General features: G+C 37.1%; 24 protein-coding genes and 1 other RNA gene. 15 read left to right on the forward strand and 10 right to left on the reverse strand.

The window, feature by feature from the left end:
* Nucleotides 1–74: 74 nt before the first annotated feature.
* The 6 genes from AAHF87_RS05525 to AAHF87_RS05550 are packed head-to-tail and all read left to right on the forward strand — an operon-like array spanning nt 75 to nt 8,040.
* Nucleotides 75–1,154, forward strand: coding sequence for a hypothetical protein (locus AAHF87_RS05525; RefSeq protein WP_342147521.1), 1,080 nt, complete (start codon nt 75–77; stop codon nt 1,152–1,154).
* On the forward strand, nt 1,151–2,203 hold the full coding sequence (gene carA, locus AAHF87_RS05530; RefSeq protein ID WP_342147522.1) for a glutamine-hydrolyzing carbamoyl-phosphate synthase small subunit: 1,053 nt from the start codon (nt 1,151–1,153) through the stop codon (nt 2,201–2,203). The genes AAHF87_RS05525 and carA overlap by 4 nt, the downstream gene beginning before the upstream one ends.
* Nucleotides 2,170–5,412, forward strand: a complete 3,243-nt coding sequence (carB, locus tag AAHF87_RS05535) for a carbamoyl-phosphate synthase (glutamine-hydrolyzing) large subunit (RefSeq protein WP_342147523.1) — start codon at nt 2,170–2,172, stop codon at nt 5,410–5,412. The genes carA and carB overlap by 34 nt, the downstream gene beginning before the upstream one ends.
* On the forward strand, nt 5,413–6,336 hold the full coding sequence (pyrB, locus tag AAHF87_RS05540; protein WP_342147524.1) for an aspartate carbamoyltransferase: 924 nt from the start codon (nt 5,413–5,415) through the stop codon (nt 6,334–6,336).
* A 22-nt stretch (nt 6,337–6,358) separates the two neighbouring features.
* Nucleotides 6,359–6,817 (forward strand): aspartate carbamoyltransferase regulatory subunit, encoded by a 459-nt coding sequence (pyrI, locus tag AAHF87_RS05545; RefSeq protein ID WP_342147525.1) that lies wholly within the window; start codon nt 6,359–6,361, stop codon nt 6,815–6,817.
* Complete coding sequence (locus AAHF87_RS05550) at nt 6,814–8,040, forward strand: dihydroorotase (RefSeq protein WP_342147526.1); 1,227 nt, start codon at nt 6,814–6,816, stop codon at nt 8,038–8,040. Before pyrI ends, AAHF87_RS05550 begins: the two co-directional genes overlap by 4 nt.
* On the opposite strand, the gene AAHF87_RS05555 is transcribed toward AAHF87_RS05550, so the two are convergent.
* The 3 genes from AAHF87_RS05555 to AAHF87_RS05565 are packed head-to-tail and all read right to left on the reverse strand — an operon-like array spanning nt 8,041 to nt 10,711.
* Nucleotides 8,041–8,919 carry a heme biosynthesis protein HemY gene (locus AAHF87_RS05555; RefSeq protein WP_342147527.1) on the reverse strand — a complete coding sequence of 293 codons (879 nt, stop codon included), beginning with the start codon at nt 8,917–8,919 and terminating at the stop codon, nt 8,041–8,043.
* On the reverse strand, nt 8,919–9,947 hold the full coding sequence (locus tag AAHF87_RS05560) for a uroporphyrinogen-III C-methyltransferase (RefSeq protein WP_342147528.1): 1,029 nt from the start codon (nt 9,945–9,947) through the stop codon (nt 8,919–8,921). Before AAHF87_RS05560 ends, AAHF87_RS05555 begins: the two co-directional genes overlap by 1 nt.
* Nucleotides 9,920–10,711, reverse strand: a complete 792-nt coding sequence (locus AAHF87_RS05565; RefSeq protein WP_342147529.1) for a uroporphyrinogen-III synthase — start codon at nt 10,709–10,711, stop codon at nt 9,920–9,922. Before AAHF87_RS05565 ends, AAHF87_RS05560 begins: the two co-directional genes overlap by 28 nt.
* 153 nt (nt 10,712–10,864) lie before the next feature.
* On the opposite strand from AAHF87_RS05565, the gene AAHF87_RS05570 reads away from it, so the two are divergent.
* From AAHF87_RS05570 to pyk, 3 genes are all read left to right on the forward strand, one after another.
* On the forward strand, nt 10,865–11,638 hold the full coding sequence (locus tag AAHF87_RS05570) for a hypothetical protein (RefSeq protein WP_342147530.1): 774 nt from the start codon (nt 10,865–10,867) through the stop codon (nt 11,636–11,638).
* 137 nt (nt 11,639–11,775) lie between these two features.
* A complete protein-coding gene (locus AAHF87_RS05575; RefSeq protein WP_342147531.1) occupies nt 11,776–12,957 on the forward strand; it encodes a phosphoglycerate kinase in 1,182 nt (393 codons plus the stop codon).
* A 2-nt stretch (nt 12,958–12,959) separates the two neighbouring features.
* Nucleotides 12,960–14,390, forward strand: a complete 1,431-nt coding sequence (gene pyk, locus AAHF87_RS05580) for a pyruvate kinase (RefSeq protein ID WP_342147532.1) — start codon at nt 12,960–12,962, stop codon at nt 14,388–14,390.
* 28 nt (nt 14,391–14,418) lie between these two features.
* Here the strand turns inward: pyk and fur are convergent, their stop codons facing one another.
* Entirely contained in the window at nt 14,419–14,850 is a 432-nt protein-coding gene (fur, locus tag AAHF87_RS05585) for a ferric iron uptake transcriptional regulator (protein ID WP_342147533.1), read from the reverse strand.
* Between the two features lie 122 nt (nt 14,851–14,972).
* Here fur and AAHF87_RS05590 point away from each other — a divergent pair, with 122 nt between their 5' ends.
* A complete protein-coding gene (locus AAHF87_RS05590) occupies nt 14,973–15,281 on the forward strand; it encodes an outer membrane protein assembly factor BamE (RefSeq protein ID WP_342147534.1) in 309 nt (102 codons plus the stop codon).
* A 41-nt stretch (nt 15,282–15,322) separates the two neighbouring features.
* Here the strand turns inward: AAHF87_RS05590 and AAHF87_RS05595 are convergent, their stop codons facing one another.
* Together AAHF87_RS05595 and AAHF87_RS05600 are read right to left on the reverse strand one after the other, a co-directional pair.
* Nucleotides 15,323–15,640 carry an RnfH family protein gene (locus tag AAHF87_RS05595; RefSeq protein ID WP_342147535.1) on the reverse strand — a complete coding sequence of 106 codons (318 nt, stop codon included), beginning with the start codon at nt 15,638–15,640 and terminating at the stop codon, nt 15,323–15,325.
* Complete coding sequence (locus AAHF87_RS05600) at nt 15,609–16,061, reverse strand: type II toxin-antitoxin system RatA family toxin (RefSeq protein WP_342147536.1); 453 nt, start codon at nt 16,059–16,061, stop codon at nt 15,609–15,611. Before AAHF87_RS05600 ends, AAHF87_RS05595 begins: the two co-directional genes overlap by 32 nt.
* Before the next feature lie 79 nt (nt 16,062–16,140).
* On the opposite strand from AAHF87_RS05600, the gene smpB reads away from it, so the two are divergent.
* The 4 genes from smpB to AAHF87_RS05620 all read left to right on the forward strand — a co-directional run bounded on the left by smpB (nt 16,141) and on the right by AAHF87_RS05620 (nt 18,318).
* A complete protein-coding gene (gene smpB, locus AAHF87_RS05605; RefSeq protein WP_342147537.1) occupies nt 16,141–16,617 on the forward strand; it encodes an SsrA-binding protein SmpB in 477 nt (158 codons plus the stop codon).
* An 85-nt stretch (nt 16,618–16,702) separates the two neighbouring features.
* Nucleotides 16,703–17,112, forward strand: a transfer-messenger RNA (tmRNA) gene (ssrA, locus tag AAHF87_RS05610).
* Nucleotides 17,113–17,306: 194 nt separating this feature from the next.
* A complete protein-coding gene (locus AAHF87_RS05615) occupies nt 17,307–17,822 on the forward strand; it encodes a glycine cleavage system protein R (RefSeq protein ID WP_342147538.1) in 516 nt (171 codons plus the stop codon).
* 31 nt (nt 17,823–17,853) lie between these two features.
* The gene (locus AAHF87_RS05620; protein ID WP_342147539.1) at nt 17,854–18,318 is read left to right on the forward strand and encodes a peroxiredoxin; all 465 of its coding nucleotides are present in this window, start codon (nt 17,854–17,856) and stop codon (nt 18,316–18,318) included.
* Between the two features lie 11 nt (nt 18,319–18,329).
* Here AAHF87_RS05620 and AAHF87_RS05625 read toward each other — a convergent pair whose 3' ends face one another.
* The 3 genes from AAHF87_RS05625 to guaB all read right to left on the reverse strand — a co-directional run bounded on the left by AAHF87_RS05625 (nt 18,330) and on the right by guaB (nt 22,764).
* Nucleotides 18,330–19,406, reverse strand: coding sequence for an AI-2E family transporter (locus AAHF87_RS05625; protein ID WP_342147540.1), 1,077 nt, complete (start codon nt 19,404–19,406; stop codon nt 18,330–18,332).
* A 234-nt stretch (nt 19,407–19,640) separates the two neighbouring features.
* Nucleotides 19,641–21,212, reverse strand: coding sequence for a glutamine-hydrolyzing GMP synthase (gene guaA / locus AAHF87_RS05630; protein WP_342147541.1), 1,572 nt, complete (start codon nt 21,210–21,212; stop codon nt 19,641–19,643).
* Nucleotides 21,213–21,303: 91 nt separating this feature from the next.
* Nucleotides 21,304–22,764 (reverse strand): IMP dehydrogenase, encoded by a 1,461-nt coding sequence (gene guaB / locus AAHF87_RS05635; RefSeq protein ID WP_425288000.1) that lies wholly within the window; start codon nt 22,762–22,764, stop codon nt 21,304–21,306.
* Nucleotides 22,765–22,965: 201 nt separating this feature from the next.
* On the opposite strand from guaB, the gene AAHF87_RS05640 reads away from it, so the two are divergent.
* Nucleotides 22,966–23,634, forward strand: a complete 669-nt coding sequence (locus tag AAHF87_RS05640; RefSeq protein WP_342147542.1) for a hypothetical protein — start codon at nt 22,966–22,968, stop codon at nt 23,632–23,634.
* A gap of 146 nt (nt 23,635–23,780) precedes the next feature.
* Here AAHF87_RS05640 and AAHF87_RS05645 read toward each other — a convergent pair whose 3' ends face one another.
* Nucleotides 23,781–24,275, reverse strand: a complete 495-nt coding sequence (locus tag AAHF87_RS05645) for a hypothetical protein (protein WP_342147543.1) — start codon at nt 24,273–24,275, stop codon at nt 23,781–23,783.
* Between the last annotated feature and the right edge of the window lie 129 nt (nt 24,276–24,404).

A 24,404-nucleotide genomic window follows, 5' to 3' on the forward strand; every position in this document is an offset into this window, starting at 1 on the left:
AATAAGATGATAAAAAACTTGGTATTTTCAGGAAAATCAGTTTAAATAGTCGAAATTATTTGTAGCCATATCGCATGTTGCGCGTTTCATCGCCTCTCTATGACATTAATAAAACTTTTGAAGAAAACTTCAGCAATCCCTTTTTCCCATCAATAAAACCACTGCCTCGAATTTGGCCAGATAAAACCCAGTGGATATCATTATTTGGCTATCCTTTAGTATCTCGTGTGGGCGCGGCGGCTTGTGCTGCAACAACCGGAAAAGGAATTGCATTATTAGCACAACTAGGTTTCGATGTATTAACCTATAAAACAATACGACGCCAAGCATATCCTACGCATCCATTACCTAATATTGTTCATCTCGATTGTGAAAAATTATTTGATTATTCTGATTTAAAGAAGGTTCTTTTTATCAAGAATAAATTTGAAAATATAAATGACAAAATTGCTATTAGTAATTCATTTGGCAACGGATGTTTGGAACCTAAGATAGTTATGCAAGATATAGCGCTTGCAAAAAATTCTCTAGCAGAAGGTCAAGTGTTGATTGTGTCTGTTTATGGTGAAGGTGATTCGCTACAATCCATGTCACAAGATTTTGCGGCAGCGGCATTAATGGCCAAAGAAGCAGGCGCTGATATTATCGAGTTAAATTTTTCATGTCCCAATTTAATGCAATCAGGAGAACCTCTATATTGGAGTAATGAATATGTATCGCAAATAACATGCTGTGTTGCAAAATGTGTGCGTGGTATTCCTATACTACTAAAATTAGGTTTGATTCATGAACATGAATCTCTCGTTAATTTATTAATCTCCGCAGCAGGTGCCGGAGCAAGTGGAATAAGTGCTATCAATTCCATCAGTATGCGTGTGTTAAATAAAAGTTATCGCCCGGCATTTGGAAAAAGGATTTATAGTGGAGTGTCTGGTTATCCGATTCGTCAATTAGCATTGCAATGTGTTAAAAAATTAGTTCAAATTAATCAGGCTGAAAAATTAAATTTAGTTATAGTGGGTATAGGTGGAATCACTTTACCGGAACATTTTAACGAATTTTTTAATATAGGCGCTGACTTAGCTCTTTCGGCAACCGGCATGATGTGGAATCCATATCTTGCTATGCAATTTCACCAACAAACGAGATTATGAAAAAATTAGTTTCAGCACAATTAATATTAAAAACAGGTGAGAGCTTTAAGGGGTATATTCCATGCAACCAGGAAGCTGAAGTTTCCGGTGAAGTTATATTTAATACAGGGATGTTAGGTTATACAGAATCCTTAACCGATCCTTCTTATGCAGGACAGATACTATGTTTTACTTATCCCCTGATAGGAAATTATGGCGTTTCTGCGCCGAATACTTGGGAATCGAACAAAATTCAAGTAAAAGGCGTGATTATTTCAGAACTAGCGCCATTTTATTCAAATCATACCGCGCAACGTTCATTATTAAATTGGTTAGAAATTGAAAATATACCTTTTATTACTGGCATGGATACACGTGCTTTAACACATTGCTTAAGAGTAAATGGGGTAACACCGGGAATCATTACTCGATTAAATAAATGTAAAGAAAATTTTATTGAATTTGAATCTATCGATTGGGTAAAGCAAGTAACCATTGCCGAGCCTTTTCATTATGGTGAAGGTAGAAAAAAAATAATTGTAGTAGATTGCGGCCTTAAGGAAAATATTTTGCGTTGCTTATTAAAATTTCCACTAAAAATTAAACGAGTTCCTTATGATTACGATTATAGTCAGGAAGACTATGATGGAGTTTTTATTTCCAATGGTCCAGGTGATCCGCAATTATGTAAAAAAACAGTAGCTATTTTAAAAAAGGCTTTAGTTAAAAAGAAGCCCTGCTTCGGCATTTGTTTAGGGACACAATTAATGGCTTTAGCAGTCGGTGCTAAAACCTATAAGTTAATTTTTGGTCATCGTTCTCAAAATCAACCCTGTATCTATTTGCCCACACAGCACTGCTATTTGACCTCACAAAATCATGGCTATGCTGTAAGCGAAAAAACACTTCCTAAGGATTGGCGAGTATTATTTCGAAATTTAAATGATGGAACGGTTGCAGGGATTGAGCACAAGAAAGATCCTTTTTTCTCCGTACAATTTCATCCTGAAGCCGCTCCTGGGCCGATGGATACGCAATGGTTATTCGAACGTTTTTATCGCATGTTATAAAAATTATGAAAATACAACGGTTCAAGGGTAAGAAAATTCTGATTTTAGGTTCTGGTGGTTTACGAATAGGCCAAGCGGGAGAGTTTGATTATTCCGGTTCACAAGCCATTAAAGCACTAAAGGAAGAAAAAATTAATTCGGTGTTAATAAACCCGAACATAGCTACCATACAAACAGATGCAAATTTAGCTGATGAAATTTATTTGCAGCCTTTAAATTTTGATACCGTGAAACGGATTATTATCAAAGAAAAGCCAGATGGAATATTACTAGGTGTCGGCGGACAAACTGCACTTAATTTAGGATTAGATTTAGAAGAAAAAGGAATATTAAAAAAATATAAGGTGAGAGTATTAGGGACATCTGTTGCATCGATACGTCAAACAGAAGACCGAGATCTTTTTAAAGCTGCTTTAGCGAAGATAAAAATTAAAACACCACTTAGTTTTGCAGTCAAAACGGTTGCCGAGGCGTTGAAGGCAGCGAAAAAAATCGGCTATCCCATCATGCTGCGCTCAGGGTTTTCTCTAGGAGGATTAGGTTCTGGGAAAATTACGCAACAAGAAATACTTGAACAGCGGGCACAGGAAAGCTTGGCCACCGCACCGCAAATTTTAATAGAAGAATATTTATTTGGGTGGAAAGAATTTGAGTACGAAATTGTCCGTGATCAACGAGGAAATGCATTAACTATTTGTAATATGGAGAATATGGATGCAATGGGTATCCATACCGGAGAAAGTATCGTTGTAGCGCCGGCACAGACTCTAACCAATGAGCAACACCAATTATTGCGCAATATGGCTATACAAGTTGCCGAACATTTTAACATTATCGGTGAATGTAATATTCAATTTGCTATTAACCCTAAAAATGGTGATTACCGAGTTATAGAAATGAATGCGCGTTTATCACGCTCCAGTGCCTTGGCTTCCAAAGCTACCGGTTATCCCTTAGCCTTCATTGCCACTAAATTAGCGCTGGGTTATCAGTTATGTGAAATTAAAAATAGTGTTACTCAGGTGACGAGTGCTTATTTTGAACCAGCATTAGATTATATCGTGGTAAAAATTCCACGTTGGGATACTCATAAATTAAAAGCAGCTGAAAGAACGATTGGTACTGAAATGAAGAGCGTGGGTGAGGTCATGGCAATTGGTCGTTCTTTTCCCGAAGCATTACAAAAAGCAGTGGGTATGTTAAATAAAGGAGCCACTTGCTTAATGGATTATCCAGAAAAAATTGATAATCCACGCAAAGAAATACAATTTGCCACCGATAGACGTTTATTTGCTTTATACCAATTTTTTAAAAATGGCGGATCAGTTCTGCAAGCTGAACGTTTATCACAGATTAATTTTTGGTTTTTGGCGCAAATACATCAACTTACAGAATTAGAAAGGCAATTAAATCACCATAAATTGGACAAAAATTTTTTACGTGAATTAAAACAAGCGGGTTTTTCAGATAGTTTTATTGCGAAAACCAAAAATAAATCAGTAGAGCAAATTCGAACTCTACGCTTAAAAAATGGTATTAAGCCTTTTGTGAAACAAATAGATACTTTGGCAGGGGAGTTTGCCGCGCAAACGAATTATCTGTATCTAAGCTATCATGCCACTGAACATGATATTTCCCCAGCAAAGCGGCGACCTATTATTGTGTTAGGTTCGGGACCTTACTCGATAGGATCATCTGTTGAATTTGATTGGTGTGCAGTTAACACCGCTCAGACTTTGCGTCGTTTAAATGAAACTGCCATTATTATCAACTCAAATCCTGAGACTGTTTCTACGGATTATGATGAATCGGATCGATTGTATTTCGAACAGCTTACTTTTGAGCGTGTACAAGATATTGTGGATTTTGAATCCGCAAAGGGGATTATTGTTTCAGTAGGGGGACAGATTGCAAATAATTTAGCTGTACCTTTAGCTAGAGAGGGTTACCATTTATTGGGGACGGATCCGACGTTTATTGATCGCGCCGAAAATCGAGAAAAATTTTCTGCCTTATTAAATACGCTTAATGTCGATCAACCTGCTTGGGAAAGAATTACAAGTTTGAGTAAAGCAAAAAGCTTTGCAGCTAAAGTGGGTTATCCGGTATTAATTAGACCTTCTTATATTTTGTCAGGTTCTGCGATGAATGTGGTTTTCGATCCGGAATCTTTGGACCAGCATTTACAAGCCGCTGCGCATGTTTCACAAGATTATCCAGTAGTGATATCCAAATTTGTTCAAGAAGCAAAAGAATTAGAGATAGACGGAGTTGCTAAGCAGGGTGATATTGTTATTCAAGCTATTTCAGAACATATCGAGAACGCCGGGGTTCATTCTGGAGATGCGACTGTTGTGTTACCACCTCAGAAGTTGTATCTAGAAACCATACGCCGTACTAAAAGTATAGCGCGCAAAATTGTAAAGGCTTTACACATAACGGGACCGTTTAATATTCAATTTATTGCCAAAAATAATGATATTCAGGTTATTGAATGTAATTTACGCGCATCACGTTCTTTTCCGTTTGTTTCTAAAGTAACGGGTCATAATTTCATACAAATAGCCACCGAAGTGATGCTAAATAAGCACCAAGTAAAACATTATGAAACTTTAGAGCTAGATTATGTGGGTGTCAAAGCAGCACAATTTTCTTATAGTCGCTTAAAAGGTTCCAACCCTGTTGCTCAGGTTGAAATGGCATCTACAGGAGAAGTGGCATGTATTGCCGAGGATTTAGTGGAAGCATTTTATAAAGCATGGTTGGCAACGGATCAAAATATCGCCGAAAAGAAATTGTTATTAAGTGTCGCAGATAGCTATAAAATTAAACTTTTACCTTGGATCAAACAGCTTGATGATCAAGGCTGGCTTATTTACAGCACAGAAGGAACTCACCAGTTTTTATCTCAGCATGGTATAGCCTCTTATTTTGTTAACAAAACGAGTGAAGCAAAAAAACCGAATATTAGAGATTTAATTACTCAACGAAAGATAGCAGCGATTATTAATATACCCAGTTCGATGACAGGCTTGCAGCAAACAGATGGGTTTTTAATTCGGCGTTTAGCTATTGATCATCATATTCCTTTAATTACGAATGCGCAGGTCGCACTAATAATCTTGCAATGTTTAGTCAGTTTGTGGGGTAAAGAATTGCCAGTAGAATCTTGGCAAAATTTGGTTCTAAACCAGAATAAGTGTGGGTGAATGATGTCTAAAGTCTTGGGTAAAAATATTATATCAATTCGAGATCTTTCGGTAGTAGAAGTAAATAGTATATTAAATCTGGCCAAAAAATTTAAGAAAAGTTCACCTAAAAAATATCTGCTCGATAAAATAATTGCACATTGTTTTTTTGAGCCTTCAACTCGTACCCGTTTATCATTTGAGATAGCTACCTTACGCTTGGGGGGGCAAGTCATTGGCTTTTCGGGCAGTGAAAATACTTCTATCAAAAAAGGTGAAGATTTACAGGATACAATCAAAACGGTTTCTTGTTATGCTGATCTCATTATAATTCGGCATCCACTCGAGGGATCCGCACGTTTAGCTGCAGAAGTATCGGATAAACCTGTTATTAATGCGGGAGATGGCGCAAATCAGCATCCTACGCAAGCTTTAGCCGATTTATTCACATTACAAGAAGCCCAAGGAAATTTGGAAGGATTATCGATTGCATTGGTAGGAGATTTAAAATACGGCCGTGCCGTACATTCTTTAGTACAACTATGTGCGTTGTTTAACATGAGATTATTTTTGATTGCACCCTCGTTACTGGCGTTGCCAGAAGTAATTTGCGATGAACTAAAACATAAAGGTATTCGCTTTTCTTTTCATGCAAGTCTAGATGAAGTGATTTCTAAAATTGATATTTTATATATGACTAGGTTACAGCAAGAAAGATTTCCGCAATCAGAACACCGGCTGTTTGAAAATCAATATGTTCTGACGCCAGAAAAGTTAAAAAAAGTTAAAACTAATTTAAATATTTTACATCCTTTGCCGCGCGGACGCGAGATTGATAAAGCCGTTGATGAAACACCTTATGCTTTATATTTTAAGCAAGTAGTCAATGCAATTTATATCAGACAAGCGATTTTATCGTTATTACTTGATAAGTTAACGCTCTAAATATTTTTTTTGGATTAAACTTATGATCAAAACACGTTCGGTTTCTGCAATTGATAATGGTATTGTTATCGATCATATTCCAGCAGGCCAAGCACTTAAAATTATGCGTTTGTTGCATGTGATTAATAGTAAACAGCGTGTCACATTAGGATTAAATTTGCGAAGTACATCTTTAAAACTCAAAGATTTAATCAAAATTGAAAATCGATTACTTAATTCTCGGGAAATTGAACATATTGCGATCCTTGCTCCGGGTGCCACGATTAATCGAATTGAAAATTTTAAAGTTAGCGAAAAGATTAATTGCGAATTACCCAAAACTATACGTGATATATTAGTGTGTCCTAATCACAACTGTATCAATCATATTGAGTCAAAAGGATATTTTAAATTAGAAGGATCTCCAAATCAGTTAAAACTGTATTGTTTTTATTGCGAGAAACCTTTTGAGCGCGATCAAGTTGAAGAAATTTATTTATGATACAGATAGATAATATTCTTAATGTAGAAAATCAACGTCAAAATATTACTATAAATAGTGAGCAAGAAATAACTATCTCAGGTACTCATTTATTAGTATTGCCGGGATTAGTCGATCCCCATGTGCATTTCCGAACACCTGGTTTAGAATACAAAGAAGATTGGAGAACTGCTGCTAAAGCTAGTATAAAAGGTGGCTATACTACGGTTTTCGATATGCCTAATACTTTGCCTCCAACGGTTACACAAGTTGCCTTGCAAGAAAAAAAAGCACTTATTGACCAGCAATTAAAAGAAGTAAAAATACCTTTACGTTATCATTTATTCTTTGGTGCTGATAAGCATCACTTAAATGAAATAAAAAAAGTAAAAGATCAAGTCATTGGTATTAAAGTTTTTATGGGATGTAGTACCGGCGGTCTAGTTATCGATGATGATGAGAGTTTACATGCTATTTTCAAGATAGCAGCTGAAGAAAATATGTTAGTGGCGGTTCATGCAGAAGATGAGCTACGTCTAAAAGAAAACGAAAAAAAATTTTCTGGACCACAAAATTATTCGATACATTCAAAAATTCGCGATGAAACAGCGGCCATATTAGCCGTAAAAAAAGCCATTCAGCTAGTTCGCGAATATGGGACGCGTTTGTATATTTTACATACAAGTACGCACCAAGAAATTGATTTAATTACTCGAGCCAAAGAAGAAGGCCTTCCGGTTTTTGCCGAAACAACTCCGCATCACCTATTTTTAAATTTAACTGATTATGCGAGTTTAAAAGGTAAAGCGGTAATGAATCCACCGTTGCGATCTACAGAGCATCAAACAGCATTATTTAAGGCAATAAAATCGGGTATTATTGACACTATAGGTTCTGATCATGCCCCACATACCCTAGAAGAAAAAGCTAGACCTTATGGAATGTGTCCATCCGGGGTGCCAGGTATAGAAACCATTTTACCATTATTACTGGAAGCCTATCATCAAGATTTACTTACTTTAAACAATATAGTGGATTTAACTTCTCGTCGGGCAAAAAAAATATTCGACTTGCCAGATTTTCCTGAGGATTGCGTGTTAGTCGATTTATCATTAACGAAAAAGGTGGAAGACCAGCGTCTTAGTACTAAGTGTCAGTGGTCACCCTTTGCTGGGCGCTTTTTGAGAGGTTGGCCGGTTACTACTATATTAAAAAACTATGCATATGACTTGGTAAAACTATGATTATTTGTTTATTAATCCTTTTTTAAACCATGCTAAAGCTTGAAGTGGCTCTTCCAACGCTTCAAATAATTCACCTAATTCCAGATAAGTTTCTGAGTTAGAAGAATCATAGACTAAACTTTTTTCCAAATAATCCCGAGCTTTGCCCCATAATTTTCTTTGTTTACATAGGCGACCTAAGCTTAACAAAAGATAAGGATCATCAGGATGCTTTTTAAGCCATTTTTCCGCTATAGCTAGTTGGCGAGCAGGATTAGGGCTTTTAATAAGACTGTAGGTTGAAACAAGTGGGCCAAACCATTGTCTTTTTAATTGTTTTATTATTAACGATTCAGCTTTTGCATCTTCATGATATCGTATAAGACCTTGGATATAAAAATTTAAGAGTAAAGGATCTTTTTTTAATTTAGAGGGTGAATGGTTCCAAATATTCTCAAGCGTGGACAAATCGTAGGTATATTTTCCTTCACTTAATAAATTTTCATAACTTTCTTGTTGTAATTGTTGAATTTGATCTTTAGATATCCAGGTCTTATTTTCTAATTGAGGCAAAATTTCTATAATATTATGCCAGTTTTGTGGTTTTTGATAAAGCGAAGAAAATAGGCGTTGATCATCCAAAGCCATGATTTTTTGAGAACGTTTTTCATCTAAATTATGGCGCCATTTTTTTGGTAATATTAATAAATATCTAATAAACCGAATTAAATAATAAATTAAAATAAAGCTAATGATTAGAGCTAAAGTTGCTAACCACAGTGGCATTTCTATGGCAAGTTGATGCCAAGTAATCAACATATAACCTGGATCGAGAGTTATTTTAGCGCCGATCCAGACCGAAATGGCAAGGACCAATAAAAATATAAAAAACCGATGCATCAAGTGGGTTCCTTTTGATTAGCGGGCGTTTTTTTGATAATCGAAATTGCCTCGAGTAATGGATTTAAATCAAGAGACGGAGTTTGTAAATCGATTTGTTTTAATTGCGTAATATTTTGCATAACTGTTTGTGTGAGAGGTGAGCTAGCAGCAAAATGATCTTTTATATTTTCTTGAATTTCTTGCAAACTGGATTGATAGATAATTGCCTCATGATGTATTAGTGCCCATTGAGCTTGTTGTAACAATAATATCAGGTTATGTTGCAGATATAGTTGCTCTCTTTCTGGTAATAAAGGCTCTATAGGTTTATTCAGACGTCGAATAACGACTAGTTGTCGGAAGCTGTCTAGACTATTTTTCAACATACTTACCCATTTATTTTCCGAAGAACTTCCGACAGTAGCCTCAGGCTTCGGCGTGGCAGAGTTAGATGTTGCCAATAAAGGCAATTGTATAATTTGTGCTTTTAAAGTCTGGAGCTGGGCTAAGATAGCCGTTAAATCAATATGAGGTAAAGCTTTTAAGTTAGTTAAGTATTGAGTTAATAACTGGTGTAGATTTTCTAACCGAACATCTGGACTTATTATTGTACTTAATTGTTTATCGGCTAGTGACAATGCAGACAAAGCATTGTCGGTATCATGAAAATAAACAAGATTATACTGAGCTAATTGAATCAGTTGATTAACATTAGCGAGCAGAATAGCATTATCATTAGCTGAGAATTTTTGTTCAATAAAATTTTGTAGTTGTGAGATATGTTGCTGGAGGTTTTTACTGTCAGTTTGACTTTGCGAGATCTGCGTTTGTATGGCGGATAGTTGACGATGATATTCGTTAAGATCCCCTCTATTTTTTAACCAAAAAAAACCTAATCCTAGAAATAAACCTGTCCAGGTGATGAGTAACAATCCTATTGCACACCAAGCGGTGAAACAGCTTTTAGAACGCAAAGGTTTATTAGGTTTATTTTTTTTGACCTTTAATTCTGTTTCTTCTAAGTTGGGTGTGGGCTGTGATTCCATAGTGATTGCTCCCGCCAGGAAACTAGGTTTTGTATAATGGCCGCATTTGTTGCATTATCCGATATTAAGGGCGGTTTGACAAAACCAAGTTTCTTAGCGTTGTCAGCCAGTCGAGGACTAATGACGAGCAATTGTTTTTTAAATAAAATATCTTGCCAGTATGGATATAATAAACCCACTAAATTTTCGAGTCCGGTACTAGAAGTACAAATAATGACATCAATGGCTTCATGATGCGGGATATTATCTTTGTCAATTTTTGGCAGCCGTCTCTTGTAAACATTTAGATTATCTGCCTGAGCACCCCTAGCTTTTAAGCCCTTTGCTAGATATAAGCGACCACCTTCCCCTTTTATAATGAGTATTTTTTTTTGTTTTATATCCTGTAACGTAGTGAGATTTAATAGGCCAGTACCATTAAAATCCCTTTCTGGGCAGTTATCGCAAGGTAGATTATGTTGCATTAAAGCTAACGCAGTACCAGGGCCTGTGGTGATGGCGTTGGTATTTTTAGGCCATAAAGGCCAAATATCATGGATAATCTCGGCAGTGTTAAAGACTGAATTTGGGCTAATAAAGATGACAAAATCGTATTCCTTCAGCTTTTTTATGCCTAATATTACTTTTTTTATATTGGTTCCGATAATTTCCAGAGTTGGGAATTGGATGGCGACTCCACCATAATATTGCGTTTGAGCAGCTAAAGCTTTTGCTTGATGAACAGGGCGGGTAATGAGGACCCGTAAACCATGTAAAGATGTCATGGGCCCCAAAATAGCTTTAATTCTAAGGGGAAGCAATACTGGGAACAAGGAAATATCTAAAAGAGCTCTGTTATAGACTAAGGTCCCTTCGCCTTGGAAAGAACTAATGATAGTGTTAACATGAAGGGTGAGTATAAAACAAAGAGAATTCTTATGGCTACCGCGTTAAAGCCTGGTTTGACTTTAGACGATCAACCGGATAATGATTTTAGATATCTTAAAAATGAATTGAAAAAAATAAAATTTGAACCACCCAGTATTTTTAATCAATTAAAAAAACTGTTTATCTATCTTGCTTTGCTTTTTGTTCAGGAAAAGCTTGGTAATAAAAAAGATATTGCAGATAAAAAGGAGTTGAGTTCATCCTTAAAAAATCTTCTTTATATAGAACAGAGTAAATTAAATACATATTTATTCGAAATAGATAAACTTAAATTAATGACATTAGATTTTGTAAATCGGCGAAAATTCGAGCGAGATAAATCCCTCATGAAATTAAGAGGGAAAAAGGTTAATTCAGAAAAAAATGAAACTGCGGAATTGCAAAGCGCAGAAGCACTTACAGACGCGAAGGAGATGATAGACATGCTCAATGCAATAACAGCAGCAAATCCAGTAGAACATGAAACTAAGCTACAAAAGAGTTATACATTATTAAACGTGCAACCCTGGGTGGATGGTGAATCTAAAGAAGACTTTCAAAGTCGGCTTACAGATTCAACTATAGATACGCGTATGAACGTTAAAACCATTGCTGATGCAGATTTTGTTAAGACTAACGATGTTCTAGCCGATATAGACGATGCTTATAAATATTTAAGAAATTTTGCTTCTCCTTCTTCCATAAATCCAGCTCCCAATTCAAGGGTGGATAAAGAGGAAACGGAAAATAACACATCCTCTATGCCCTCTTTGAAACATAGATAAAACTATAATAAAAGACAGAAAAATAGAAAAAATCTGGCTGACTGTTAAGCTTTTTATCTGAATGGTTTATAAAAGTGCGTTCCTTCTGTCTGCTTCGTTGTTTATTCAAACTTTAATCTATTATGAAAGCAACTTTTATGACTTTAATAAGTTTGGAAGATTTAGATTTACAAAACAAGCGTGTTCTCATCAGAGAAGATTTTAATGTGCCTTTAGATAAGGGCATAATTACCAGTGATGCACGTATTAAAGCAGCATTACCTACTATTCAATACGCCTTAAAAAAAGGTGCAGCAGTTATTTTACTTTCCCATCTAGATCGACCGGCAGAAGGTCATGTTACTCCTGAACTTTCTTTAGCACCTATCGCAACACGATTACAAGAACTTTTAGGACAGCCCGTAAGATTTGTCGCTAACTGGCTAGAGGGGTTTGAGATTTCACCGGGTGAAGTTGTGCTCTGTGAAAATGTTAGATTTCAAACAGGTGAAAAGAACAACGATCCTATATTAGCTAAAAAAATTGCAAAATTGGGAGATATTTTTGTCATGGATGCATTTGCTACAGCGCATCGTAGTGAAGCGTCTACTGTAGGAGTAGCACAGTTTTCATCGCAAGTTTGCGCAGGTTTATTGTTAGCCTCAGAGTTAAAAGCGTTGAACTCAGCATTGGAAAATCCAGCTAGACCTTTGTTAGCTATAGTCGGCGGCGCGAAGGTTTCTACTAAATTGATGCTGTTATCTTCTTTGCTTAATAAGGTTGATCTCTTGATTCTTGGCGGAGGAATTGCCAATACCTTTTTAGTGGCACAAGGTTATTCGGTAGGCCGATCCTTATATGAAATTGAACTGGTTAAAGAGGCAAAAAAACTTTTAGATTTATCAAAACAATTACAAGTTGAGATTGTGCTACCTATTGATGTTGTTGTGGCTAGCGAAATCTCTGCTAATGCTAAAGCCACTATTAAAAAATTAACAGAAATAAAAAGTGATGAAATGATTTTAGATGTTGGACCAGAGTCAATTAAACATTATACCGAGTACGTACAACGGGCAGCGACTATTTTATGGAATGGTCCTCTTGGAGTTTTCGAATTGGCTCCATTTGAACAAGGAACACATGCTTTAAGTAATGCTATTGCCACTAGCTCGGCCTTTTCCATCGCAGGAGGTGGCGATACCTTGGCAGCAATCGAAAAATATGGTATTGCAGATAAAATTTCCTATATATCTACGGGGGGAGGAGCTTTTCTTGAATTTATACAGGGAAAAACTTTACCTGCTTTAGCTGTATTACAAGAGCGAATAAGGGAAACATAGTAATGAAGCGATTTAAACGTACCAAGATTGTGGCTACATTAGGTCCTGCCACCGATAAAGCAGGTGTATTACAGGCTATGATAGCTGCAGGTTTAGATGTGGTTCGATTGAATTTCTCACACGGTACAGCAGAAGATCATATTAAACGAGCTAATGCTGTTCGTGAATGTGCAAAAGCTGCGGGACGAGAAATTGCTATCATGGCAGATTTACAAGGCCCAAAAATTCGTATTGCGCGTTTTAAAACAGGTTCTATTTTTTTAAAAAAAGGTGCTTTGTTTATTTTAGATGCTGATTTAGATCAAAATGGAGGTGACGAATCATCAGTCGGTATAGATTATAAAGAACTACCCCGTGATGTGCATCGTGGAGATTTATTATTGCTTGATGATGGACGTTTAGTAGTGAAAGTCAAAAAAATACTGAAAAATAAAATATTTTGTACGGTAAATGTAGGTGGAGAATTATCTAATAATAAAGGTATCAATCGAAAAGGAGGAGGACTTTCTGCTGTAGCGTTAACTGATAAGGATAAAAAAGATTTAAAAATAGCAGTAAAATTAAATGCTGACTATATTGCCATTTCTTTTCCGCGCAGTGCAGCGGATATGAATCTTGCTCGAAATTTATTAAAAAGAGCAAAAGGGCATGCCGGCTTGATTGCAAAAATAGAACGTAGCGATGCCGTTCCTGTTATTGATGAAATTATTCGTGCTTCTGATGCAGTGATGGTGGCGCGTGGCGATTTAGGTGTAGAAATTGGTGACGCTGAATTACCCGCTGTGCAAAAACATATTATCCAGCGGGCTCGATCTCTGGATAAAGCAGTAATAACTGCAACACAGATGATGGAATCGATGATTCATAATGCTATTCCCACGCGAGCAGAAGTTTTTGATGTGGCAAATGCTGTATTAGATGGTACGGATGCTGTCATGTTATCTGCGGAAACTGCAACAGGGGATCATCCTGCTTTAGTCGTGATGGCTATGGCACGTATTTGCTTAGGTGCAGAAAAACAAGCAAAGATGCAGGTATCTCGGCACCGCGTAGAGTGTCAATTTTACCGTCCCGATGAAGCCATTGCCATGGCTGCTATGTACACGGCCAATCATTATGATATTAAGGCTATTGTTGCCTTAACTGAATCAGGCGCGACGCCTTTATGGATGTCTCGGATTCGTTCTGGAATACCTATCTACGGATTAGCACATAGTTTAAAAACTACACGTCGATTGGCATTGTATCGTGGCGTATATCCCTTATATTTTAATATAGATAAAATACATAAAGAAAATATAGGCCACTTCGCGATTCAGGAATTGAAGAAACATGAGCTTTTGCGAAAAGGAGAACAAGTGCTAATCACCTATGGTGATCTATTGAAAACTACAGGTGGGACCAATACGTTAAAGATTCTAGAAGTAGATTAGTTAGATTTTTTAACTTATTCCAAGTTATTTATTTTAATTTCAGTTTTGGTTTTTTAGAGCATTTATTACAAACTCCATAAATAATTAGACTATGGTCTGTCATTTGGTAATTAGCTTGTTTTGCAACAACCTCTTGACGCTGTTCGATGATTTTATCAACAAATTCGTCCACTTTTCCACATTTGATACAGACTAAATGATCATGATGGGGACCTTGATTCAACTCAAACACCGAGTAGCCATCTTCAAAGTTTTGGCGCTTAACTAAGCCTGCGCTTTCAAATTGAGTTAATACTCGATAGACTGTGGCCAAACCTATGTCTTCACCGGACTCCAATAAGGTTTTATAGATATCTTCAGCACTTAAATGGCGAGTTTTAGCGTGTTCAAGTAATTCAAGTATTTTTAACCTAGGGGCTGTTACTTTTAAACCCACTTGGCGCAGTTGTTGATTATCCATTAGTTTATCTCTAAACTCCTCGGTTAATAATTAGTATGGGACGATTTTTAATTAATTAGATTTTTTTCTTATTGTTTTTTTAACATTTTGTAGAAATTGAGATTACGGGTTAATTTTTATTTATGAAAAAGTTGCTTATAAGTCTGCTTTTAACATTGCTGATTTCAGGTTGTAATATTGTCTATCGACCCGATATTCAGCAAGGTAATATACTGCAGCAGTCTACCATAGACCAGTTAGAACTCGGTATGACTAAGGAACAAGTTCGTTATTTACTAGGTAGTTGCGTATTGCAGGCGCCTTTTCAACCCGATCGTGAAGATTATATTTATTTCTTGCAACCAGGTCATGGTGAGCCTATTCAAAGGCGCGTTACGCTTATTTTTGCTAACGGACGCTTACAAGACATTGAAAAATCAACTCTTAATTGATATGTTTTTATAATGCTGTAACGAGACGTTTAGAGGACGCATTAAGCAGTTTTTTGTTTTTTAGCGCGGTTTATTCTAATTTTTTTAGGATCTATTAGTAGCGGCTGATAAATTTCTATTCTATCTCCATCTCTAACTTGAACATCCAAATTACATGATTTTCCAAAAATCCCAACTTTGTTTTTGTTTAGGTCGATGTTTGGGAAATCTAATAAAATGCCCGAAAGATTTATGGCAGCTTTGATACTACTATTAGGAGGGATAGAGACTTTTAAGATTTTTTGCTGAAGCTGATCAGCAAATACCACTTCAATTTGAAAAAAGGGCCTATTTGTTGTTTTCAAACTTGCGATTTCCATAGATTTGTTTAGCACGTTCAGAGAAAGCTTGTACTAATGTATTCGCTACTTTCTCAAAAATAGGAGAAAAAGCAAGTGCTAACAAACGCGTAGAAAATTCAAATTCTAAATTTAAACTGATTCTAGATCCACGCGAAGTAGTTTCAAAAGACCAATAGCCTTCTAAATGTTTAAATGGGCCATTGATAAGACTGATTTCAATTAATTTGTTTTTTTGCAGACGATTAGATGTGGTGAAGCTTTTAGATAGGCCACCGCCAGCCAAAGTAAGACAGGCTTGTATGCTATCTTCGTCCTGACTGATGACTGAGCTTTTGGTACACCAGGGAAGAAATTCGCTATATTTTTCTATGTGATTGACGAGTTTATACATCTCAGACACATTGTAGGGTACTTCTAAAGAATGTTGAATAAATGGCATAATTAAGGTTCAGGGCGACTCTGGTTGGTATGTTTGCTATGCTTGGATCTATGATTGCTAACCTGTTTGAGTATATCCCATGAATTCTAAGAAAGCATTGCAAGACAACACGATTGCATTAAATAAACGCGCTCGCCATGATTATTTTATTGAACAATCTATCGAAGCTGGCTTAGTTTTACAGGGTTGGGAAGTCAAAAGTCTTCGTAGTGGACGTGCCCAATTGACCGAAAGTTATGTCGTATTAAAAAATGGCGAGGCATGGCTTTTAGGTTGTCATATTACGCCACTAACAACAGTATCTACCAATCATAGCCGTCCGGATCCAACTCGTACACGTAAGCTCTTACTCAATGAGCGAGAACTGAGTAAATTTGCTGGAAGTATTATGCGTAAAGGCTATACCCTAATCGCATTAAAACTTTATTGGAAAAAGAATCGGGTTAAGTTAGAAGTCGGTTTAGCCAAGGGTAAACAGGAACATGACAAGCGGGCTAGTATTAAGGAAAAGGATTGGCAACGTGAAAAAATGCGTTTAGGACGCTATATCAGGTAGGAATTATACCTACATTTAAAATATTGAGCTGTGTTTTGCAAAGCTTATCTGAAAGAGCCTTATAAATGAGGTATAATAAGCGCTTGGGGGCGATCGGCTTCGACGCCGGTTACAAACCCTGAGGTGCATGTCGAGGACGCAACTTTGCCTCGTTAATCATGTTGCAAACCTATAGTTGCAGAAAATGACAACTATTTCGCTGAAAAAGACGTTGCTATTGCTGCCTAATCGGTAGTTAATTTTGTAACGTTGGCGCTGCCTAAACAGCAGCCGGCGCCATGAACTCCATAGGCTTGTATGTGGAGGTAGTGGTCATAACTGACAAGCTCGTAGTCTAGCCCCTTCTGAGGTGAAAACTATTAAAACCAAACAGAATCGTCGGTCAATTCCCTGTCAATCGGAGATGGATCGATAAAATTTAAAGATTGTACTAAACATGTAGTGCCAAAGGCAGCGGACTGGCGGACGTGGGTTCGATTCCCACCGCCTCCACCAATTTTAAATTTTCTCAAGAATCTTGAGCTCGATACGGATTAGGATTTTTAGAGATGCGAAGAGTATAGTTCACAGAAGCTGGAATCTAATAAGGAAGCTCACCTAAGCTATATTTGGCCTAGCGGATCCCCTAGTGACAACCTTCTTAAAAAAGAATAGACTACCGGCTCGTTAGAAAAACATGATTAATATTTATGGAAAACCTGGTTGTTGTTGTCCTAGGCCTGAATGAAAATCAGCTTACTGATCAAGTATTTCGATTGGTTGCTCACAGCGGTTGCCATATTGTTGATGCGCGTGTAAATACCACGGCAACACATGTCACCATGACTTTGTTGATTGGAGGCGTCTGGAATACCATCGCTAAATTTGAAACACTCATAAAAAAATATGAAGGCCAAGTTTTGGTGGCGCGTACGCAGTTCAGAGGCGCACAACCCGATAGTTTTCCTTATTCTTCCTATATTGTGGCGCCTGATTTACCCGATGTTTTAGCTAAGATTACTCAGTTTTTATCGGAACAAGAAGTAACACTTTACAATCTTCATATAGAATCATATAAAGCTCCAATAACAGAAGCAGCAATGCTTGGTATATCTTTGTCTTTTGGTTTTCCTGCACATCATTTAGTAGCTGATTTTCGTGAACACTTTATTGTATTTTGTGATGAAAACAATTTTGATGTAGCTATGGAGCCCCAGAAAAATTAGATCCATTTTTCTTTAAATATTATTAATTAATATGTTAGCAATAAGCAAACCCGCACCTGATTTTAGCTTGCCCGCTACTAGCGGTAAAATTGTACGTTTGAAGGATTTAATTGGTAAAAATATTGTTTTGTATTTTTATCCCAAAGATTGTACCTCAGGGTGTACGCAGGAAGGAAAAGATTTTGCAGAAAATTATAAAAAATTTGCTTCTTTAAATACGGTGATATTAGGAGTCTCGCGTGATAGTCTGAAGCTACATGAAAAATTCAAATCAGAGCAGCAATTTCCTTTTGAATTATTATCCGATGTTGAAGAAAAAGTATCTAAGGTATACGATGTATTAAAAGAAAAAATTATGTATGGAAAAAAATCTTACGGAATAGAAAGAAGCACTTTTTTGATTGATAAACAAGGTGTTTTACGCGCGGAATGGAGAAAGGTAAAAGTGCCCGGTCATATAGAGGAAGTTTTACAAGCGGTCGGAGAATTAAGTTAAAAAACCGGCTTTCAGCACAATTTATTTTTATGTGCGGATATCTTTTTGTAAGAAACAGCATTTAGGATAGCCTTTACTACGCTAGCTAGGGGGATAGCAAAAAATACTCCCCAAAATCCTAGTAAGCCGCCGAATATAAGTACGGCGAGAATGATGGTTACTGGGTGTAAATCAACGGCTTCAGAAAATAAAAAAGGTACCAACACATTTGCATCTAATGTGATAATTAAGGCATAAATCGCAACTAGATAAGCAAAATGCGCAGTCCATCCCCACTCTAAAAAACCAATAATAAGAACAGGAATAGTTACCATTACAGCCCCTATATAAGGGATAATCACTGATATTCCAACTAATACACTGAGTAATATAGCGTATTGGAGGCCAAGTATTGCGAATGATAGATAAGTAACTATCCAGACTATCAACATTTCTAAAGCTTTTCCTCTCACATAATTACCCGTTTGTGTAAGAACTTCTTTCCAAACTTGAGAAATTAACCTACGTTTTTCTGGTAAATATTGAGTCAGCCAGGTGATTATTTTTTTTTCGTCCAGTAAGAAAAAATAAACTAATAAGGGAACTAATACGAAGTAAATGGCAAATGCAATGACATTGGGAATATAGCCTAATGAAGCAGATAGTATTCCTTGCCCAGAATGAGTTAATTCAGCTTTAAATTGAGTGATCCATTCTTGAATTTGGCTGGCTGAAGTATATCCAGGGTAACGGGTGGGTAGATATAAGAGTAGAGCTTGGCCTTTTGCGGCCATAGCTGGTAATTCGCCAATTAAATTACTTAATTGGCGAAATAATAACGGTAATAAACCCACAATTCCTAGGATAACCAAACTTACAAAGCTAATATAAACCCCTAAAACTGACGCAATTCGAGGTAAACCAAGATTTTCTAAGGAGCTAATAGGCCATTGTAACAAATAAGCCATTACAACACTGACAAATACTGGCGCTAAAATCTTCCCTAAAGAGGCGAATACAATAATAATAAACAACAGAAATAGCCATAAAATAGCTAATTCCGGATCGAGAAAATATCGAGTAAACCAGTTTTTAACAAGTTGTAGCATAATTTAAGTCACTACTTCCATGAAGTATGAGTAGATGAAGTCTATTGAACAGATCGGTTAAAGTCAAAAATATACTCTTCGCAATTGAATCTTTGTCTGTTGTCGCTCAATTCGCAATCTTTATGTATATATTAATACACTCCGGCTGCTCATTGTTACGATGCCTTGCTAAAAATCCAATTGCTGCGAGTATAGTTTCTTTCTATTACCCTTTTGGATTTAAGTAGAAGGATTTTACTCCCATTCTATTGTTGCAGGAGGTTTTCCCGAAATATCATAAACTACTCGAGAAATACCAGCTACCTCATTAATAATTCGATTGGATACAGTCTCAAGTAAATGATAAGGCAGATGTGCCCAGCGGGCCGTCATAAAATCTATGGTTTCTATGGCGCGGATCGCAATGATTGGAGCGTATTGGCGAGCATCTCCAATAACTCCGACCGAGTTTACCGGCAAAAAAACGCAGAAAGCTTGGCTTATTTTATTATAATAATTTTGTGCTCGAAGTTCTTCTTGTAAAATTAGATCGGCTTTACGGACCAGATTAATATTCTTTTGATTGACTTCGCCTAAGACGCGTATGGCTAATCCAGGGCCCGGAAAAGGATGCTTATATACAAGTTCGGGCGGCAATCCTAATTCTAAGCCCAATTCACATACCTCATCCTTAAATAATTCACGCAAGGGTTCCAATAACTTAAGTTTAAGCGTATCTGGAAGGCCGCCCACATTGTGGTGAGATTTAATAGCATGTGCTTTTTGAGTGCTGGTACCAGCAGATTCAATAACATCGGAATAGATAGTGCCTTGTGCTAACCACGCTATATCTGGATATTTACTGGCTTCAGCTTCGAATATTTCGACAAATAAATTACCGATAGCTTTACGTTTTTCTTCAGGATCAGTAATTCCTTTTAAGATGTTTATAAAGCGCTCAGAGGCATCGATTTTTACAACTGAGATATGCATATCATCTGCTAAAGCTTGAATTGCGGAATCTTTATCAGTGATACGGAGTAAGCCGGTATTTACGAAGACGCATAATAATTGTTTGCCTATAGCTTTGTGTAATAACGCGGCTAAGACAGTAGAATCGACGCCACCAGAAAGCGCTAGTAATACCTTCTCCTTACCGACCTTCTCTTTTATTTCAGCAACCTCATGTTCTAAAATTTTAGGTGCTGTCCAGCTCGGCTGACAGTGGCAAATTTTTTCCACAAAACGTGCCAATATTTTTTTTCCTTGACGGGTATGAGTCACTTCTGGGTGAAACTGCAAACCGTAAAAATGACGTGCCGGATCTGCCATGCCTGCAATAGGGGTGTTAGGTGTATTTAATATAACCACAAAGCCAGGAGGGAGTTGTTCAACATGATCACCATGACTCATCCAGACATCCAGCAAGGCATCTTTTTCATTTTTTGGATTATCTCGAATTTGGGTTAACAGTTCAGTTTCGGCAGTCACTAAAGCGGGGGCATATCCAAATTCTCGGTTTGCACAGGAAACAACCTTACCACCAAGTTGCTCCGCCATGGTTTGCATGCCATAACAAATCCCTAAAACCGGACAGCCTAAGCTAAATACTATTTTTGGTGCGCGCGGGGTAGTATCTGAAGTAACAGTTTCAGGCCCGCCTGACAAGATAATTCCTTTTGGCGCAAACGCTAAAATTTCAGATTCTGAGATATCAAAAGGATGGATTTCACAATAAACATGCAATTCACGAATGCGTCGCGCAATTAGCGGTGTATATTGTGAGCCAAAATCGAGAATTAATATGCGTTCTTGTGGGATAGTCATCTTAAGGTACACTCCGTTTTTATTCGAGATATAATTTTAGGTTTCATAAAAAATGTAAAGAATTACGCTGAAAGTTGATATCGAGAAATATTCAATCTTCTCTGTAATAATTTGGAGCTTCTTTAGTAATTGCTACATTGTGCACATGGCTTTCTCTTATGCCAGCAGAAGTTAGTTTTATAAATTGTGCCTTTTTATGAAGATCGGCAATGTCAACGCTTCCTGTATATCCCATGCCGGCCCTAACTCCACCCAGTAAATGGTGAATAACCGTTTGTAAAGGTCCTTTGTAAGGTATTCTTCCCTCTATGCCTTCAGGAACTAGTTTGTTTGATTCCAAAGCATCTTGAAAATAACGATCAGATGACCCTTGTTGCATAGCTCCTAGAGAGCCCATGCCGCGATAAGCTTTGTAAGGTTGGCTTTGATAAAGCTCTATTTCTCCAGGAGCCTCTTCAGTGCCAGCAAACAAGCTGCCTATCATGACGGCATGCGCGCCTGCGGCCAATGCTTTACAAAGATCGCCTGAATAACGAATTCCACCATCAGCAATAATGGTTACTGGCTTGCCTTTTAGGGCCGTAGCAACATTCATGATGGCTGTAATTTGAGGGACACCCACACCCGTCACGATTCTAGTTGTACAAATTGAACCAGGCCCTACCCCTACTTTTATGGCATCTGCGCCTGCAGTCGCTAGGGCTAGTGCTGCATCAGCAGTAGCAATATTTCCGGCAATGAGAGAAACATCAGGATATTCAGTCTTTAACCATTTAACCATGTCGAGAACGCTTTGAGCATGGCCATGTGCAGTATCAACACAGATAATATCGGCACCTGTTGCAATCAATGCCGCCGCACGTTCTTTTGCGTTGATACCAATGCCTACAGCCGCTCCTACGCATAACTGGCCGCGTAGGTCTTTAGTAGCAAAGGGTTTTTCTTTAGTTTTTTGTAAATCTTTTGCTGTCATTAAGCCTCGACAACGAAATTGGTCGTCGACAATCAAGATTTTTTCTAAGCGATGTCGGTGTAGTAAATTTATTATCTCTTCCGGTGTAGCCTGTTCTTTAGCCGTAATGAGTTGTTCTTTAGGGGTCATTACTTGGGAAGCAGGTTGATCTAAGCTTTCTTCGAACCGAATGTCTCTATGTGTGACAATACCTACTAACTGGTCTTTTTCGATAACAGGTATCCCTGAAATTGAATAAGTAGCCATTAGTTTAAGTACTTCTCGTAAAGTTGTTTCCGGAGCGACGGTAATAGGATTTCTTACCATTCCATTTTCAAAATTTTTTACTTTTCTAATTTGTTGGGTTTGGGCTTCTATGGACATATTTTTATGAATGATGCCTAAACCACCTTCTTGAGCAAGCGCTATCGCAAGCTTAGCTTCCGTCACTGTATCCATAGCAGCGGAGATCAAAGGAATTTTCAAATTAATTTTAGAGGTTAATTGCGTTTCTAGCGATACGTCTTTGGGTAAAACCATCGAATGATTAGGGAGTAGTAGTATATCGTCAAACGTTAAACCTTCTAGAATCATTTTCATAATATATAAGTTAATAATAAAACTAAATAAAATTGCGTAGAAGGTACCTTATAGCGCCCCCTGAAGTCTAGTGGCCGAAAAATAAAAAACCATATTTGGTCCTAAGTAGGCTGGAATTTATTATCTATTTTTAGTTAACTACTTGAGTTAAAATAATTTTTCTAAGCTTAATAAATATCTCTTACAAGGAGACTGACCATTATGTCGCAAGCATTACTTCAGCGTAATTTAGATACCCCCGGCGCTCGACTTAAATATTTACGCTCAATTCTGAGATTGACTAGGGCATATATAGAAAAAAAATATAAATTGCCAGAAATTACTTTGAAGTCTTGGGAAAATAGTATGCTCAAAATTTCTAAAAACGGCATTAAACGCTGCGTGGCCGTCTATAAAAATGAAGGTTTAATAGTTGATGACTCTTGGATAGCTGATGGCAAAGGATTAGACCCTACAGTGAGGCTTTCATTAGGCCATTATTTTGCTATGCCTAGCGAGATTGTTAATTTACCTGTCGATGCAGATGATGAGATTGCTATGATGCGTGACGCACAGGAATTTCGAGATCGTTATTCTAATGCAGTAGTCATGATAGTTTCTAATGATGAAATGAGTCCTCATTATAGAGCAGGAGATTATGTGGGGGGGCGACTTAGATCCAGTAATGAATTTGACTCGATAGTGAATAAGGATTGTATTATTTATTTGAAAGGTGGCGGGCAATATTTCCGGCGACTTTTTAAAGATTCTTTAGGGCGGTTTAATCTTGCTTGTTTGAATCCTATGGGAAGGACGGCAGAACCTATCATTTTTGATGCGGATATAGAAGCTGCTGCAGCAGTTATCTGGGTTCGAAGAAAAGACGAATAAATATACTCTTCGCACTTGATTTATTGTCTGTGTATCGCGGGGATCGCAATCCTCGTGTATGCCAATACACTCCGGTTGCTCCATCCCTCACGGCGCTTTGCCAAAAATCCAATTGCGGTGAGTATAATAAAGGAAAATAAGGTGTTTCAGTTCAAGATGTGGTTGATTTCCCTTTCAATGATCTTACTAAGGTCATTTTTAAGTCTTGTAAGCTGCGTATAATATTTAGTGAGAAAGCTATAATGATTAAATTTAGAAATCCCGGTGGCTAGTACAATCATGTAGTCTAGATGATCTTGCTTATGTATAAGCATTAAGCCATTTTTCATACCATGTAGTGATCGTTGTCTCATGACTTCTTTTCCGGAAGAATCGAGATAGTCTATCTCTGAAAAAGGTATAATATTTCTTTGAGATAATTTTTTGGCTTGAATTAATGGGTCATTATTAGTTATTTGATTTTTATCGAAATAAATTTGCCATTCCAATCGGGAAGCAAGAGAAATGAGTTTTTTTTTGGTATGGTCCTCTATGCCTACAGAAAAATAATCGATGGGAGGGATGTTAATGTTATTAATATAGTCGAAAAAGGTAGATCGTGTAGACTCCGTGCGGATAGGAGTATAATGATATCCCTTCATGGAAAAAAGACCTCATTGGACAAATGATGCAAGTAAGCTTTAGCTAAGTATGAGTTAGTATTTTAAGGCTTTACATGCTATAAATGAGGAATATTTTATCATATTTCTTTATCAAACAAAGATATTTAT

The sequence above is a fragment of the Rickettsiella endosymbiont of Aleochara curtula genome (assembly GCF_964030935.1).
Lineage (GTDB): Bacteria > Pseudomonadota > Gammaproteobacteria > Diplorickettsiales > Diplorickettsiaceae > Aquirickettsiella.

Bases quoted from the DNA above. Each gene is read 5' to 3' on its own strand.
- AAHF87_RS05560 (WP_342147528.1), bottom strand. From the start codon at position 9,947: ATGGAATCACAGCCCACACCCAACTTAGAAGAAACAGAATTAAAGGTC.
- AAHF87_RS05645 (WP_342147543.1), bottom strand. From the start codon at position 24,275: ATGAAGGGATATCATTATACTCCTATCCGCACGGAGTCTACACGATCT.
- guaA (WP_342147541.1), bottom strand. From the start codon at position 21,212: ATGACTATCCCACAAGAACGCATATTAATTCTCGATTTTGGCTCACAA.
- guaB (WP_425288000.1), bottom strand. From the start codon at position 22,764: ATGAAAATGATTCTAGAAGGTTTAACGTTTGACGATATACTACTACTC.
- AAHF87_RS05525 (WP_342147521.1), top strand. From the start codon at position 75: ATGTTGCGCGTTTCATCGCCTCTCTATGACATTAATAAAACTTTTGAA.
- AAHF87_RS05625 (WP_342147540.1), bottom strand. From the start codon at position 19,406: ATGCTACAACTTGTTAAAAACTGGTTTACTCGATATTTTCTCGATCCG.
- smpB (WP_342147537.1), top strand. From the start codon at position 16,141: ATGAATTCTAAGAAAGCATTGCAAGACAACACGATTGCATTAAATAAA.
- carB (WP_342147523.1), top strand. From the start codon at position 2,170: ATGGTTATTCGAACGTTTTTATCGCATGTTATAAAAATTATGAAAATA.
- AAHF87_RS05595 (WP_342147535.1), bottom strand. From the start codon at position 15,640: ATGGAAATCGCAAGTTTGAAAACAACAAATAGGCCCTTTTTTCAAATT.
- AAHF87_RS05570 (WP_342147530.1), top strand. From the start codon at position 10,865: ATGGCTACCGCGTTAAAGCCTGGTTTGACTTTAGACGATCAACCGGAT.
- AAHF87_RS05640 (WP_342147542.1), top strand. From the start codon at position 22,966: ATGTCGCAAGCATTACTTCAGCGTAATTTAGATACCCCCGGCGCTCGA.
- pyrB (WP_342147524.1), top strand. From the start codon at position 5,413: ATGATGTCTAAAGTCTTGGGTAAAAATATTATATCAATTCGAGATCTT.
- AAHF87_RS05615 (WP_342147538.1), top strand. From the start codon at position 17,307: ATGGAAAACCTGGTTGTTGTTGTCCTAGGCCTGAATGAAAATCAGCTT.
- fur (WP_342147533.1), bottom strand. From the start codon at position 14,850: ATGGATAATCAACAACTGCGCCAAGTGGGTTTAAAAGTAACAGCCCCT.
- AAHF87_RS05575 (WP_342147531.1), top strand. From the start codon at position 11,776: ATGACTTTAATAAGTTTGGAAGATTTAGATTTACAAAACAAGCGTGTT.
- AAHF87_RS05555 (WP_342147527.1), bottom strand. From the start codon at position 8,919: ATGCATCGGTTTTTTATATTTTTATTGGTCCTTGCCATTTCGGTCTGG.
- AAHF87_RS05600 (WP_342147536.1), bottom strand. From the start codon at position 16,061: ATGCCATTTATTCAACATTCTTTAGAAGTACCCTACAATGTGTCTGAG.
- AAHF87_RS05590 (WP_342147534.1), top strand. From the start codon at position 14,973: ATGAAAAAGTTGCTTATAAGTCTGCTTTTAACATTGCTGATTTCAGGT.
- pyrI (WP_342147525.1), top strand. From the start codon at position 6,359: ATGATCAAAACACGTTCGGTTTCTGCAATTGATAATGGTATTGTTATC.
- AAHF87_RS05550 (WP_342147526.1), top strand. From the start codon at position 6,814: ATGATACAGATAGATAATATTCTTAATGTAGAAAATCAACGTCAAAAT.
- carA (WP_342147522.1), top strand. From the start codon at position 1,151: ATGAAAAAATTAGTTTCAGCACAATTAATATTAAAAACAGGTGAGAGC.
- AAHF87_RS05565 (WP_342147529.1), bottom strand. From the start codon at position 10,711: ATGACATCTTTACATGGTTTACGGGTCCTCATTACCCGCCCTGTTCAT.
- pyk (WP_342147532.1), top strand. From the start codon at position 12,960: ATGAAGCGATTTAAACGTACCAAGATTGTGGCTACATTAGGTCCTGCC.
- AAHF87_RS05620 (WP_342147539.1), top strand. From the start codon at position 17,854: ATGTTAGCAATAAGCAAACCCGCACCTGATTTTAGCTTGCCCGCTACT.